Source organism: Kitasatospora sp. NPDC032121 (genome assembly GCF_055580145.1).
Genome location: NZ_JBVILX010000001.1, coordinates 67,603 through 81,549 on the forward strand (window position 1 = coordinate 67,603; position 13,947 = coordinate 81,549).

The window sequence follows — 13,947 nt, forward strand, 5'->3', positions numbered from 1 at the left end:
CGGCATGGAGGACATCCTCCAGTGTGCCGATGCGCTGCGGGTCCCGCCCAGCGGACAGCGGACACGACCCGCCGATGCCCATGCCCATGCCCAGTTCGATGTCCCCGGTGACATCTACGGCAACAGGTCGGCCGGCCTGGCGGAACACGCCAGGCCGGCCGACCTGTTGGTCTTCCTGTCCTTGTGATTACACCTGGTACCAGGAGCGGAAGGATTCTCCGGGGGAGCCCTGGTCGATGGCCCAGGTGGTGCCTGCGGTGTCGGTGGTGGTGACGATCATGGCGCCGTTGTCGAGGAGCGTGACGCGCGGGTCTCCGGCGAAGATCATGTTCGGGTTGCCGAGGTAGGCGCCGGTGCTGAATCCGCTGGTCGGACTTCCTTGGCCGAACAGGGCGATGTGGCCGTTGGTGGTGCGGGCGACGATGTTGACGGTGCCGCCGGCTCCGGGGGACAGGACGATGCTGGTGGCACCGTCGGTACCGCCGGTGAGGCTGATCTTGTACCACTCGCGGAACGGTCTTCCGGGTGCGGCCTGGTCGATGGCCCAGACGTCGCCGTTGACGTCGATGGCGGCCACGACCATGGTGCCGTTGGAGGCGGTGGTGACGCTGGGGTCCCCGGCGAAGGCGGGCGAGGTGCTGCCGAGGTAGGCGCCCGGGCTGAATCCGCTGGTGGGACTGCCCTGGCCGAAGAAGGCGATGTGGCCGTTGGTGGTGCGGGCGAACAGGTTGACGGTGCCGCCTCCCGCGGGGGATGTCACGGCTGCGGCGCGGCCGGTGAGGCCGTCGCTGGCGCTGACCTTGAACCAGGTGCCGAAGGCGGAGCCGGGCGCGGTCTGGGTGGTCGCCCACAGGTCGCCGGCCGTGTCGACGGAGGTGACGATCATGCTGCCGTTGGCGGTGAGGGTGACGGCGGGGTCCCGGGCGAAGACCGGCGCGGAGCTGCCGACCGCCGTGGCGGGGCTGAAGGACGCGTCGGGGCCGGCCTGGGCGTAGTCGACGATCCCACCGGCGCGGGTGCGGGCGAAGACGTGCACGGTGCCGCCGGCGGCCGGCGAGAGGATCGGTGCCGGGTCGCCGGTGTGGACGCCCTGGCCGCTGAGCTGGTACCAGCTGCGGAAGCCGCCCGTGGTGCCGGTCTGGCTGGTCGCCCACAGGTTGCCGTCGGCGGTGACCTTGACCGCGACGAGCGTGCCGTTGGCGGCGCGCGTCATGGTGGTGGCGGGGCTGCGCAGGCTCTGTCCGCCGTCGAGTGCGGTGACGGTGTGCAGGTTGCCCTGGGCGGCCAGACGCGGTTGTCCGAGCCCGGTCGGCGTGCCGGGGTACATCAGCAGGCAGCCGGTGGGGCAGGTGGTGGTCTGGGCGGTTCCGTCCGGGGTGTAGTAGGTCACCGGGGTGGCGGAGTCGGCGGGCGTGGTGGCGAGGAGGTCGCCGGTGGTCTGGCCCGGGGTCGGGGTGAACAGGGGGTAGCCCCTGCCGCCGTCGGCGACGCTGCCGTGCAGGTTGCCGGGCGTGGTGATCAGGGGCCGGTGCTGGGGGTCGAGGCCGGTGGCGTAGACGGTGCCGGTGGCGGGGGCGGCGGCCTGGTAACCGCGGCCGTCGGCGTTGCGGGCACCGGGGACGAGGCGGACGCGCCCGTACTCCGGGTCGTTCGGGTCGGTGGTGTTGCGGCGGGCGAGCAGGTCGGGGATGCCGTCGCCGTTGACGTCGCCGGGGGCGAGGACGTCGTAGTCGCTCCAGCCGGAGGCGGAAATGACGGTGCCGGGCTTGAGCTTGTTGGTACCGGTCTCGGCAGCGAGGGGGCCTTCCACGGTGCCGCTGTAGAGGACGAGGGTGTCACCGTCCTTGGCGATCAGATCGCTGCCGGCCGTGCTGTCGAGGTCGCCGGTGGCGACGATCTGGCTGGTGGCGGACCAGTCACCCCCGCTGGGGTGGAGCAGTTCGGTACGCCGGGACTCGTCGGGGGCGCCCATGCCGTTGCCGGCGTAGAGGTAGAGCCGGGTGCCCTGCTTGACGAGGAAGTCCTCGTAACCGTCCGCGGTCTGGCCGGGGCTCTGGCTGGTGAAGTCACCCCGGTGGGTGACCTGGGCGCCGGACCAGCCCGGGTTGGCGACGGTCCGGGGCTGCTCGAAGGTGCCGTCGCCGTGGCCCGCGTAGAGGACGAGTTCGCCGGTGCTGGTGGCCGCCACCAGGTCGGCGTGCCCGTCACCGGTCAGGTCGCCGGGACGGTCGCCGGACAGGGCCGGGTCGGCGGCGTCGTGGACGAAGTTGTTCGGGGCGGTCGTGATCAGCCTGGTGCTGGAGTCGGGGCCGCCGTCCGAACCGTCGTAGGGGGAGAGGTTGCCGGCCTTGTCCATCGCCTGGACGGTGAGCCGGTTGGTCGGCCACAGGGTGGGCGTGAACGTGACGGTCGCGGTCCCGTCCGGGCCGGCGTCCACCCACGTGCCGCCGCAGCCCTGGTTGACCACGGGCAGCGGCTTGTTGAGGGAGTAGCAGAACCCCTTCAGGCCGAACTGGTCGCTGGAGGCGAACTTGACCGTGCGCGGGGTGCGGGCCGGCACCTCCCCGACATCGATGCTGTGGCCATCCGCGGAGGTGACGGTCGGCTTGGACGGCGGGGTACGGTCGACGTTGAAGCCGCAGTCACGGCCGAAGCCCGAGCCGACGATGCCGTCCTCGGCCTGGACGTGCCACTTGTAGCGGCCTCCGTCACGCAGGCTGTCGGCGCCGAGTCTCGTGACGGCCCAGGAACCGTTGGGGGCGCCCGCCCAGACCGGCGGGAAGAACTGCCCGGTGTCGTGGTCCCAGGCCTCGAACTTGGCGCTCAGGGCGACGTCGCTGTCCGGGTCGGAGATCCTGGCAGTCAGGACGACGTCGTTGCGCCCGACGGTGGGCCAGGCCGCCGGGTCACTGATGCACGGCACATTGACGTTGCTGCTGCTGCCCGGTGTCCACTGGCTCTCCCACGCCGCGTAGTCGTGGAGGACAGGGGGCCGGTTGTAGGTGACCTCGAGCCAGGGGTTGTTCTTGAACCGCTTGTAGCTGTTCTTGTTGCCGAGGTAGTTGTCCGGGGTGCGCAGGCCGAAGGCGACGCTGTCGTCGCCCCGGTCGGCGGCGCCCTGGACGACCTGGCGCAGGTTCTCGGTGCTGAAGTCCACGCCCTGGACGCCGGGGCAGTAGGTGGGGTTGCCGTGGGCGAAGGCCTTGGCGTCCAGTTGCCAGATCCAGGAGGCCTGGCTGTTCCAGGTCGGCGTTGTGGTGTTGATGGGGCCGGTCGCCCAGAGTTCGGTGTTGCCCGCCGCAGCCGGGTCGCAGCCCCACGAGTGGGTCTCCTCCACGTGGAAGGTCGCCGACATGATGGTGGCCCCGGCCAGGCCGCGGGTGTTCATCTCGAAGTAGGAGCGGGTGTTGCCGCTGCCGTTGTAGCCGACGCGGGGCTCGTCCGCCGGATTGTCCGAGTTCCAGCCGTTCCCGTCCGGGTAGGCGGCGTTGGGTGTGGCGGAGTAGACGACCGCCCAGCGGTTGCGCCAGCCGTCGGTGAACGTCGGGTCGATGACGACCGGGAAGACGGTGTCCGCACCGTGCAACAGCTCGGCGTCCGGGGTCAGCCTCAGCGTGTCCGAGGTGATCTCGGTGGCCATCGTCTTCGGCGCGTGCTCGGTGGCACCGGGCGCGGCCGAATTCGACGGCGGGATGTTGTCAGTGGACCGCGGGGCCGCCACCGGCATGTTCTTGGCCAACGGTGAGGGAGCGACGGTGGGCTGCTGCTGGGCGGCGGCGGCGGCCGGAGCGTGGGAGTCCCACATCCTCGGGGCCTCCGCGGTGAAAACCGTGCCGCCGGAGCCGTCGGTCGCGGCGATCCGGCCGTCCTGACCCGAGCTGAGGGTGATGCCCGCGGTCTTGAGGCCGTAGGTGACCTGGGCCAGACGCGGATCCTCGGCGGCCTGACGGGTCTTGACGACCAGCTGGTGGGAGAACCCGTCGGCCTCGGCGAGGACCCTCAGGTCCACCCCGGGCAGCACGTCGCGGTACAGGGCCGTGCTGCCGCTCAACTCGGGCTGCGGCAGCGGCGTCGGCCACGTGATGGCCAGGGACTTGCCGTCCTTCTGCATGGTGGCCAGCGCAGTGCCGCCGCCGGCGGAGAACGTCATCGGGAAGACGGAGGCCTTCGGGGCGATCGTCCCGTCGCTACGGCGCTCCAGCGTGGCATCGACCGGCTGCCACTGCCCGCCGACCTTGACACGGACCGGCCGCGCGTGCCGGCGCTGGGTGAAGCTGCCGCCGGGATTCGCCACGAGATCGGTCGTCTCGTCCTGACGCTCGGCGACCTCCACAGGCTTACCGCTCTGGCGTGCCTTCAGGACAGCAGCCTGCTCCGGAGTGTTCGTCTGTGGAAGCGGCGAGGGGCTTTTCGTGTCTGCGAAAGCGGGGACCTGTCCCAGCGTGACGACGCTGACGGCGGCGACGATCAGGACGGCGGCTGCTCTTCGGGCGGCCTTCCCGGTTCGGTCGGCATGACGATGCATACCCTTCACTTTCTGTTTAGTTCGCAGGCACCCCCATCGTGCAAGCGGTCGAGCGAAGGGGCGGCGAAGCGCATGGATGCTCGCGCCCGATAGAGCGAACGAAGCAGACGCCACAGGCGGCGATCGATAGCTTCACTGCTCGCCGACACCGTCGGAAGGTGTTGCAGATGTCGCCAATCGGCCTGGCGGGATCCGGACTCAATGTTGCGCTCACGTCAAAAGAGCGATCTCACACTGTCCCCCGACCAGGCGACCGCCAGATGTTCTCCATGCGGACAGGCGGCAGGGCAGGGGATCGGGTCGCCCCCAGTGAACCAACCCAGGTGTTCGGCGTACGCATGGATATCCTGAGCCACGTGCGAGTGAACGTGCCCAGCTCTTGAGGCATTGAGGACCCTCCGCAACTTGCACGGCGGCCAGCCCCCAATAGGTCCGCTGAAGCGCGTCTCCCCAGGTCAACGTACCCGTCCGCGCAACTTCAACGGGATCGCCGGCAGCTCCGGGGCCCGCAGCCGTGCACCGTCATAGCCGTGCACCTCACCGAACCGGGAACCCCTCTCCCAGTCCGTTCGCGCCTGTGCGATCTCCTCGCCGGTGCGCCCGATGAAGTTCCACCACATACCACGCGTTTCACGGTTCGTCCCAGGTCAGAGGCCTGATCGACCATTCGGGGTCAGCAAAAGGTCAGCAAGGCGCCCGGGAGTCGACAACCATGGCCACCATCAGATTCGTCCGCGGCATGGGCAGCTTCAAGGAGTGCGAGCACCCCGAGAGCCGGTGGCCGAGGTGCCCGCACGAGTACAAGATCCGGTACAGAAACGCGGCCGAGAGGCAGACGGAGGAGTCGGGCTTCGCCACGCAGGACAAGGCGAAGGCCCGGCTCGCCGAGGTCTACCAGGCTCGGAAGAACGCCCCGCAGAGCCAGCGCAAGGCCGAGCGGATCCAGGAGTACGGCCCGATGCAGTTCGAGCCCTACGTCGAGGAGTGGAAGGCCGGCCAGCGCCACCTTGGCGCCGCTCTGCTCCGGGCTCCACCCGCGTTCGAAGCGGGCCTGGATGAAGTCACGCAGTTCGGGGTTCTGGCCGATCTTCCCGGGCTTGGGGCGGGGTTTGCGGGCGTCGGCCCGGGCCTGGGCGGCGTGGGGCTGGTAGGCGAACCTGCCGTTCGTCCAGTGGGAGCCGTTGCGCCGTATCTCGCGGCTGATGGTGGACGGGCTCCGGCCCAGCTCGGCGGCGATCTGGCGGATTGTGGCCTTCTCCCGCACCCGGTCGGCGATGTGGATGCGTTCCTCTTCCCGGAGATAGCGCGACGGGCCGGAAACCGGCGCCTCCCGATGGATGGGAGGTACCGGTTTCCGGCCCTTGTGAGGCGAGTGCCAGCCGTTGCGCCACCGCTTACCGGTGCGCGTGTTGATGCCGACGACTCGACACGCCTCGATGTTGCTGTAGCCCTGCCGCATGAGCTCGAAGTATGCCGCCCGCTCAGCGGTCAGCTTCTTCGCCCCCTGCGGGCCCCTGTCCTTGCGGATCTCGAAGGTCACAACGTCCCCTGGTCTGGGGTGTTGCAATGACCACTAGAACTCAAGGTACCCGTCCAGATACACGACTTCACCGCCCTGCGAGCCGGTCATGCCACCGAACTGGGGGATGTAACGGCTCAGCAGATCGTGCTTGAACCGGCTGGGCAGCGCCGGCGCCGCCCAGTACTCCCCCGCGGTGCCCTTCGACATGCCGTCCCCTCCCTGCTCGGCCCGCACACGAGCGGTCGACCGTTCCAGAGTGGGCGAGGAATCACCGTCGCGTAGGGAGTGCGCATCGGCCGCAATCGCAGCCCGACTTGCCGTCGACGAGCAGTGCACGGAGAAGGGTCGACGGCTTCAGCGGATCGGTCGGGCAGCGAAGGACCCAACAGAGCCTCGGCATACAAGTGCACCAGCGGTACCGGACTGCCCGACGGCCACCGGAACCGGCGGTCAAGCGATCAGCTTCCAGGCCGACGATCTGCGCGGCACCACTCAGCTGTGCTCGTCGTCGGACCCGGTGGAATCGCTGAGTCCCAGGCGTAGGTGCTCGGTGTGGTAGACGGCCTGGTCGAGGAGTTCGGCGACGTGGTTGTCGTAGAGCGCGTACACCACCGAGCGCCCCTGGCGCTGGCCGACGACCAGGCCGAGGTTGCGCAGCAGTCGTAGCTGGTGGGAGCAGGCGGACTGCTCCAGGCCGACTTCGTGGGCGAGTTCGGTGGCGGCGCAGGGGCCTTCGCGCAGGCGGGCGAGGATCAGCAGCCGGGAGGGTGTGGCCAGGGCCTGGAGGGTGGTGGCCACGCGGGCGGCGTTGGTCGCGTCCAGGCGCGTGCGCGGGACGGCGTTCTTCGCGGGAGCGGCTCCATGACCCATGCGTCAATACTACAGATCATGAATGAAAGACTGTTCATATGTTCCTGTATCGTGAGTTGGGTCGCTAGTCCCGCCCATGGCCTGCGCGAAGGGTTCTGCCTGCCATGTCTTCCACCCTGACCGAGCGCCCCGCCCCCGAGGTCGCCGCTCCCGCCAGTGTCGTCCCCCGGCGGCGCGCGCGGGTGTTCGCGCTGCCCGAGGCCCGGTGGGCCCTTGCTGCGACGGTGCTGTTCCTGATCGCGCTGCCGCTGCAGCTGACCGGCGCCCCGGCGTGGGCGTGGGGCCCGCTGTACGCCCTCGCCTACGCCACGGGTGGCTGGGAGCCGGCCTGGGCCGGGTTGCAGGCGCTGCGGGAGAAGACGCTCGACGTCGACCTGCTGATGATCGTGGCCGCGCTCGGCGCCGCCGCGGTCGGGCAGGTGATGGACGGCGCGCTGCTGATCGTCATCTTCGCCACCTCCGGCGCACTGGAGGCGCTGGCCACCGCGCGGACCGCCGACTCGGTGCGCGGCCTGCTCGACCTCGCCCCCACGACGGCGACCCGGCTGCTGGACGACGGCACCGAGGAGAGCGTCCCGACCGAGCAGCTGGCCATCGGCGACACCATCCTGGTGCGCCCCGGCGAGCGGATCGGCGCGGACGGGCGGGTGCTGGACGGCGCGAGCGACGTCGACCAGGCCACCATCACCGGCGAACCCCTCCCGGTCGCCAAGGAAATGGGCGACGAGGTGTTCGCCGGCACGTTGAACGGCACCGGCGCGCTGCGGGTGAAGGTCGAGCGGGACGCCTCGGACTCGGTGATCGCCCGGATCGTGAAGATGGTCGAGGAGGCGTCCGAGACCAAGGCCCCGACGCAGCTGTTCATCGAGAAGGTCGAGCAGCGGTACTCGATCGGCATGGTCATCGCCACCCTCGCGGTGTTCGCGGTGCCGCTGGCGTTCGGTGCCGCGTTCACCGGCTCCCTGCTGCGCGCGATGACTTTCATGATCGTCGCCTCCCCGTGCGCCGTCGTGCTGGCGACCATGCCGCCGCTGCTGTCCGCGATGGCCAACGCCGGGCGCCATGGCGTGCTGGTGAAGTCCGCCGTCGTCATGGAGCGGCTCGGCCAGGTCGACGCCGTCGCGCTCGACAAGACCGGCACCCTCACCGAGGGCACCCCCCGCGTCACCGACATCCGCCCCCTGGCCGACTCCGGCCTGACCGAGGACGAGCTGTTGGCCCTGGCGGCGGCGGCCGAACACCCCAGCGAGCACCCGCTCGCCCGCGCCGTCGTCGACGCCGCCCGTGCCCGCGGCCTGGCCCTGGCCACGGCCGAGGACTTCGCCTCCGCCCCGGGCATCGGCGTCACCGCCACCGTCGACGGCCGCGCCGTCGCGGTCGGCGCCCCGGCCCGACTCCTGAACGGGGCCGAGGACGCGGTCGCCGGCGAGCTGGAGGACGGCGGGCGCACCGCCGTCCTGGTCGAGGCCGACGGCCGCCCGGTCGGCGTGCTCGGCCTCGCCGACCGCCTGCGCCCGGACGCCGCCGCCACCGTCACCGCGCTCACCGCTCTGACCGGCACCCAGCCGATGCTGGTCACCGGCGACAACCCGCGTGCCGCCGCCCGACTGGCCGCCGAGGTAGGCATCACCGACGTCCGCGCCGGACTGCTTCCCCAGGACAAGGTCACCGCCGTCAAGGACCAGGAGAAGGCCGGGCGCAAGGTGCTGGTCATCGGCGACGGCGTCAACGACGCCCCCGCCCTGGCCGCCGCCCACACCGGCATCGCCATGGGCCGGGCCGGCTCCGACCTCGCCCTGGAGACCGCCGACGCCGTCATCGTCCGCGACGAACTCGCCACCGTCCCCGCCGTCGTCGCGCTCTCCCGCCGGGCCCGCTCCTTCGTGGTGCAGAACCTGGTGATCGCCTCGGTGTTCATCTCCGTCCTGGTGGTCTGGGACCTCGTCGCCACCCTCCCGCTGCCGCTCGGTGTCCTCGGCCACGAGGGCTCGACCGTCATCGTCGGCCTCAACGGCCTGCGGCTGCTGCGCGAGGCCGCCTGGACCCGCGCCCGCACCGAGGGCCGCCGGTGAGCCGGCGCAACCAGAAGGCCGCCGCCCCCGAACAGGGAGCGGCGGCCCGCTGCACCGTCACGGTCTGCCGGGGCTGCTGCTGCGGCACCCCCAAGGTCTCGGGCCTGGACCACCGCGCCCAGCTCACGGACCTGCGCGACTCCCTCGCCGGCGTGGCGACCGTGCGGCCCACCGACTGCCTGGACGCCTGCGAGCAGGCCAACGTGATCGTCGTCCAGCCCTCCGCCGAAGGCCGCAAGGCCGGCGGGCGCCCCGTCTGGCTCGGTCTGGTCAACGACCCCGACGCCGCCCGCGACATCACCGCCTGGATCCAGGCCGGCGGCCCCGGTCTCGCCGATCCGCCCGGCATCCTCGACCTGTACGCGTTCAGCCCTTCCCGCCGGATATGCCGGCAGATCGACAGCTGAAGCGGTCCGACCCGGAGGCCCGGCCCCACGCCGGCGCGTCATCAGGCCGCACTGCTCGGCCGGCTCAGCCCGACTTTCGGATATCAGGGCAGGGATCCGGACCCCGTGCGGGTGAGCTGCTCCCTCGGAGGCTCACTGCTCCTCGCCGTGATCACCGCGCCGTGAGGTCCGGCCCTCGGCTCTGCGTCGGCGCAGGTGCCAGACCATGAGGGCGATGACGACGACGGCTGCGAGCAGGATGGCGATGGCGCGGCCGACGGCTCCCTCGACCTGGGTGTAGGCGGCGCCGGCGAAGAAGCCGAGGAGGGTGAAGCCGACACCCCAGGTGAGGCCGCCGAGGGCGTTGAAGAGCAGGAAGCGGCGGTAGGGCATGTGGGAGATGCCGGCCAGGGCGGGCATCATGGCGCGGAAGAAGGCGATGAAGCGGCCGAAGAAGACGGCGGCCGGTCCTCGTCGTCTGATCAGGTCCTGGGCCTTGGCGATCCGGTCCTTGTGGCGCCGCAGCGGGCGGGTGTTGAGGATGGCCGGGCCGGCGCGGTGGCCGATCTCGTAGCCGGTGGAGTCGCCGAGGATGGCCGCGCCGACCACGGCGAGCATCAGCCAGCCGATGGAGACCTTTCCCTGGTGGGCGAGGACCCCGCCGAGGACGGCGGCGGTTTCGCCGGGGATGACGAAGCCGACGAAGAGCGCGTCCTCGGCGTAGACGAGGGCGGCGACGACCGCGTAGACGACCGGGCCGGACAGGCCGCCCAGCCAGTCGGTGATCGCGTGCATCAGGCCACCTCGCTCCCAGGGGGTCAGCACCGGGTCAGCACCCCTGCCCTTCCCAATGTAACGCCTGTTACTGTCGATGGTGTGACGACTCAGGACCCTGATGTGCGGTGGCTGCTGCTGCTGGTGCGGCTTCCGGCCGATCCGTCCCGGCACCGGGTGGCGGTGTGGCGGGAGCTGCGCAAGGTCGGCGCGGTCTCGCTCGGGCAGGGCCTGTGGGCGATGCCGGACGTGCCGGTGTTCGCTGCCGGGCTCGCCCGCGCGGTCGAGCTGAGCGAACGGGCCGAAGGCGAGGCGACGGTGCTGGAGGCCGCCGGCCGTACACCCGCCGACGCCGCCCGACTGCGGGCCGTGTTCGACGCGGCCCGGCAGGAGGGCTGGCAGGAGTTCCTGGCCGACTGCGTCAAGTACGAGGCCGAGCTGGACAAGGACATCCGCCAGGGCAAGTTCACCCTCGCCGAGCTTGAGGAGGAGGAGCAGAGCCTGGAACGGCTGCGCCGCTGGCACCGCGACCTGCAGGCCAGGGACGTGTTCGGCACGCCGGAGGCCGGGCAGGCCACCGGGCGCCTGAAGGAGTGCACGGCCCGGCTGGAGGACTACACCGAGCGGGTCTTCGCCGCTCTCCACCAGAGCTGACGTCATGACGGCGCCTACGACCACCGACGAACGGGCCCTGCGGGAACGCGGCGGCGATCACTGACAGGCGCCGGTCGGCCGGCCACAGGGCGGCTACGGGAGCAAAGGCCGTGAGGGAGTAGCCGCTGGGAAGGCGTAGTCGGCCGGGGCTGGGCAGGAATCGACGAAGCAGTCGTGCGGCAGCGCGTAGCAGGGCCGTGCCTCGGCGACCAGCTTCCTGGCGACCTCGGCGACGGCGAAGGCCGCGACGACGGCCAGGGGCGACACCAGGGCGCGGGCTTGGCCCGGGTGTCGCCGCAGGATCGCATGACGGCGCCGCCCGCCGACGGGCGCTCGGGGGCGCGCCCGTCGGCGGGCGGCGGTCAGGTGCTGGTCGGTCCCGTTCCGGGGAGTTGCGGGACCGACCAGCGGCTCAGGAGGTGGCGATGGCGGTCAGGACCCGGGTGCGGGCGGCCTTCATCGCGGGCAGGACGGCCGCGGCGAGGCCGGCGAGGGCCGCGCCGACGAGGATGGTCAGGATGGTGGCCCACGGGATGCTGAGCGCGGTGATCCCGTACAGGGCGAGGGCCTTCTGCCCGGCGATGCCCCAGGCCAGGCCGAGGCCGAGGCCGAGCAGCGCGCCGTGCACGGCGATCAGGACGGACTCCAGGCGGACCATCCGGCCGACCTGGCCCCGCGAGGTGCCGACGGCCCGCAGTAGGCCGATCTCGCGAGTGCGCTCGATCACCGACAGGGCAAGGGTGTTGACCACCCCGAGCACCGCGATGACGATCGCGAGGGCGAGCAGGGCGTAGACCAGGTAGAGGATGGTGTCGACCTGGCCGGTGATCGACTTCTTGTAGTCGGCCTGGCTCTGCACCGTCACCTGCGGGTAGCCCGCAAGGGCCGTGTCCAGGGCGTTCTGGACCTTCGAACGGTCGGCGCCGGGCGCGGTGTTGAGGTAGAGGGCGAAGTCCTGGGCCTCGGGCGCGTACTTGTTCAGGGTGTCGAGGGAGACCTCCCAGCTGCCGCCGTCCTTGCCCGCGCCCGCCGGCGGCTTGCTGATCGCGCCGACAGTCAGGGTGCCCACGTTGCCGTTCAGGAAGTGAAGTTCGACCTGCGACCCCACCGAGAGGTGGTCGGCGTTGGCGGTGGTCTGGTCAACCATCACCTTGCCCTCCGCGACATCCGCCGTCGAACCCAGCACGTACTGCGGCTTGACGGCCTGGTCGACGGTGGCGACGTCGACACCGGAGAGCACCAGCTGGAACCCGTTCAAGTGCGCCACGGCGTAGCGCTCCCGGGTGACGGCCTGCACACCGGGGATCGCCTTCACTCGGTCGTTGACCTCGTGGCCGATCGGTGTGGCGCCGTTGCCGGAGAGCACGTAGTCGGCGCCGAAGGTGTTGTCCACGCCCTTGTCCACCGAGGTGGTGAGCGAGGCCGCCAGCACGGCGACCGCGCCGACCAGGGACAGGCTGATCATCAGCGCGCCCGCGGTGGCCCCGGTGCGGCGCGGGTTGCGCACGGCGTTCAGCCGGCTCATCCGCCCCACGGCGCCGAAGACCGCCGGGTACGGCGCACCCAGCCCGTACACGACCACCCGCGACAGCGCCGGGCCGAGCACCACCGGGGCGAGCAGCGACAGCACGATGCCGCCGCCGAGCAGGGCGCCCGCCGTGATGATGGTGGCGTGGTGGGTGGCGGCGCCGTACAGCAGGCCCAGGCCCGCCGCGAGCAGCACGGCACCGAGCGCGGTGCGGCGGCCGAGCCTCGGCGCGGCCGGGGTGGCGGCTTCGCGCAGGGCGGCCATCGGGGAGATCCGGGCCGCACGGCGGGCCGGGAGGTACGCGGCGAGCAGGGTGACGATCACGCCGACGGCGTAGGCGGCGGCCGGGGTGACGGGGTTGATGACCAGGGCGGTGCCGGAGAGGTCGACGCCGAAGCGGGAGATCAGCGATGTGAGCCCGGCGGCCAGGCCGATGCCGGCACCGAGGCCGAGGGTGGAGCCGATGACGCCGAGCAGCAGCGCCTCGACGAGGACCGACCGCATCACCTGCCCCCGCCCCGCGCCCAGGGCGCGCAACAGCCCGAGTTCGCGGGTGCGCTGGGCGACGAGCATGGAGAAGGTGTTGAGGATCAGGAAGATGCCGACCAGCACCGCCAGTCCGGCGAAGCCGAGCAGGGCCATGGTCACGACGCTGAGGAAGGAGCTGATCTGCTGGGCTGCGGTGGCGGCCTGCTGTTCCTTGGTGGCGACCGAGTAGCCCTCGCCGAGCGTGGCCTTGATCGCCGTCTGGGCGGTGGTGCGGCTGGTGCCGGGCGCGGTGTCGACCGTGATGCCGGTGAACTGGTCGGGCTTGCCGAGCAGTTGGGCCTGGGCGGTGGCGGTGTCGACGTAGGCCATGGTCACGCCGGGGTTGCCGGCCTTGAAGGTGACGATGCCGACCAGGGTGCCGGGGGTGGAGCCGGTGGGGGTGAGCAGGTGCAGCGGGTCGCCGAGGTGGATGTTCTTGTGCTGGGCGCTGGCCTGGTCGAGGACGATCTCGCCGGCCTTGGTGGGGGCATGGCCCTGGGCGAGGTGGACCTGGGGGTCGTCGTACCAGTTCTGGCCGAGTGTCGGGGCGCCGGTGGTGGGGCCGACGGGCTTGTTGTCCTTGTCGACGACGGTGAGGTTCTGCAGGCCGACCTGGCCGTGCGCGGCCTTGACGCCGGGCACGGCGGCGACCTTGGCGACGGCGGAGGCGGGCAGGGTCGGGGTCTCGCCGGACAGGCCGCGGTCCTCGACCTCGGGGGTGAAGGCCTGCTTGGGCTTGACGGTGACGTCGGCGGCGGTCGAGCCGGCGATGTTGGTGAAGGCCTGGTTGATGGTGTCGGAGAACACCAGGGTGCCGGAGACGAACGCGACGCCGAGCAGAACGGCGAGGGTGGACAGCACCATCCGGCCCTTGTGGGCCAGGAAGTTGCGGATGCTTGCCTTGATCATCGTCAGCTGGTCCGTCCGGCACCGTCGAACTGGCGCATCCGGTCGAGCACCGAATCGGCCGTCGGGTCGAGCAGTTCGTCGACGATCCGGCCGTCCGCGAGAAACAGCACGCGATCGGCGTGGGAGGCGGCGACCGGGTCATGGGCGACCACGCGGGTCTCGCCGGAGCCGTAGGCCTT

9 protein-coding genes and 3 pseudogenes are annotated in these 13,947 nt (G+C 71.3%); 4 read left to right on the forward strand and 8 right to left on the reverse strand.

Translation table 11 applies throughout. From position 1 onward, the window contains the following. The first annotated feature begins 4 nt into the window (after positions 1-4). On the forward strand, positions 5-187 hold the full coding sequence (locus tag ACZ5OX_RS00250; RefSeq protein WP_465627776.1) for a hypothetical protein: 183 nt from the start codon (positions 5-7) through the stop codon (positions 185-187). Here ACZ5OX_RS00250 and ACZ5OX_RS00255 read toward each other — a convergent pair whose 3' ends face one another. From ACZ5OX_RS00255 to ACZ5OX_RS00275, 5 genes and pseudogenes are all read right to left on the reverse strand, one after another. Then, on the reverse strand, positions 188-4,294 hold the full coding sequence (locus tag ACZ5OX_RS00255) for a hypothetical protein (RefSeq protein WP_465627778.1): 4,107 nt from the start codon (positions 4,292-4,294) through the stop codon (positions 188-190). A gap of 686 nt (positions 4,295-4,980) precedes the next feature. Then, a pseudogene (locus ACZ5OX_RS00260) lies at positions 4,981-5,145 on the reverse strand (pirin family protein); the annotation flags it as partial. Positions 5,146-5,543: 398 nt separating this feature from the next. Then, positions 5,544-6,065: pseudogene (locus tag ACZ5OX_RS00265) on the reverse strand (transposase); the annotation flags it as partial. 33 nt (positions 6,066-6,098) lie between these two features. Beyond that, on the reverse strand, positions 6,099-6,254 hold the full coding sequence (locus ACZ5OX_RS00270) for a hypothetical protein (protein WP_465627780.1): 156 nt from the start codon (positions 6,252-6,254) through the stop codon (positions 6,099-6,101). Positions 6,255-6,539: 285 nt separating this feature from the next. Beyond that, positions 6,540-6,917 carry an ArsR/SmtB family transcription factor gene (locus tag ACZ5OX_RS00275; protein WP_465627781.1) on the reverse strand — a complete coding sequence of 126 codons (378 nt, stop codon included), beginning with the start codon at positions 6,915-6,917 and terminating at the stop codon, positions 6,540-6,542. A gap of 104 nt (positions 6,918-7,021) precedes the next feature. Between ACZ5OX_RS00275 and ACZ5OX_RS00280 the strand changes: the two genes are divergently transcribed. Together ACZ5OX_RS00280 and ACZ5OX_RS00285 are read left to right on the forward strand one after the other, a co-directional pair. Continuing rightward, a complete protein-coding gene (locus ACZ5OX_RS00280; RefSeq protein ID WP_465627783.1) occupies positions 7,022-8,989 on the forward strand; it encodes a heavy metal translocating P-type ATPase in 1,968 nt (655 codons plus the stop codon). Continuing rightward, on the forward strand, positions 8,986-9,396 hold the full coding sequence (locus ACZ5OX_RS00285) for a (2Fe-2S) ferredoxin domain-containing protein (RefSeq protein WP_465627785.1): 411 nt from the start codon (positions 8,986-8,988) through the stop codon (positions 9,394-9,396). Before ACZ5OX_RS00280 ends, ACZ5OX_RS00285 begins: the two co-directional genes overlap by 4 nt. A 132-nt stretch (positions 9,397-9,528) precedes the next feature. On the opposite strand, the gene ACZ5OX_RS00290 is transcribed toward ACZ5OX_RS00285, so the two are convergent. Continuing rightward, positions 9,529-10,170: a DedA family protein gene (locus ACZ5OX_RS00290; RefSeq protein WP_465627787.1), complete on the reverse strand. Its 642-nt coding sequence runs from the start codon at positions 10,168-10,170 to the stop codon at positions 9,529-9,531. 81 nt (positions 10,171-10,251) lie between these two features. Here ACZ5OX_RS00290 and ACZ5OX_RS00295 point away from each other — a divergent pair, with 81 nt between their 5' ends. Next, positions 10,252-10,803 (forward strand): Chromate resistance protein ChrB, encoded by a 552-nt coding sequence (locus ACZ5OX_RS00295; protein ID WP_465627789.1) that lies wholly within the window; start codon positions 10,252-10,254, stop codon positions 10,801-10,803. A gap of 412 nt (positions 10,804-11,215) precedes the next feature. Here ACZ5OX_RS00295 and ACZ5OX_RS00300 read toward each other — a convergent pair whose 3' ends face one another. Together ACZ5OX_RS00300 and ACZ5OX_RS00305 are read right to left on the reverse strand one after the other, a co-directional pair. Next, entirely contained in the window at positions 11,216-13,768 is a 2,553-nt protein-coding gene (locus ACZ5OX_RS00300) for an ABC transporter permease (RefSeq protein ID WP_465627791.1), read from the reverse strand. A gap of 2 nt (positions 13,769-13,770) precedes the next feature. After that, positions 13,771-13,932, reverse strand: a pseudogene (locus ACZ5OX_RS00305) (ABC transporter ATP-binding protein); the annotation flags it as partial. Positions 13,933-13,947: the final 15 nt, after the last annotated feature.

Excerpts from the sequence above, each read along its gene's own strand:
- ACZ5OX_RS00300 (WP_465627791.1), bottom strand. The coding sequence starts at position 13,768 with ATGATCAAGGCAAGCATCCGCAACTTCCTGGCCCACAAGGGCCGGATG.
- ACZ5OX_RS00280 (WP_465627783.1), top strand. The coding sequence starts at position 7,022 with ATGTCTTCCACCCTGACCGAGCGCCCCGCCCCCGAGGTCGCCGCTCCC.
- ACZ5OX_RS00250 (WP_465627776.1), top strand. The coding sequence starts at position 5 with ATGGAGGACATCCTCCAGTGTGCCGATGCGCTGCGGGTCCCGCCCAGC.
- ACZ5OX_RS00270 (WP_465627780.1), bottom strand. The coding sequence starts at position 6,254 with ATGTCGAAGGGCACCGCGGGGGAGTACTGGGCGGCGCCGGCGCTGCCC.
- ACZ5OX_RS00290 (WP_465627787.1), bottom strand. The coding sequence starts at position 10,170 with ATGCACGCGATCACCGACTGGCTGGGCGGCCTGTCCGGCCCGGTCGTC.
- ACZ5OX_RS00275 (WP_465627781.1), bottom strand. The coding sequence starts at position 6,917 with ATGGGTCATGGAGCCGCTCCCGCGAAGAACGCCGTCCCGCGCACGCGC.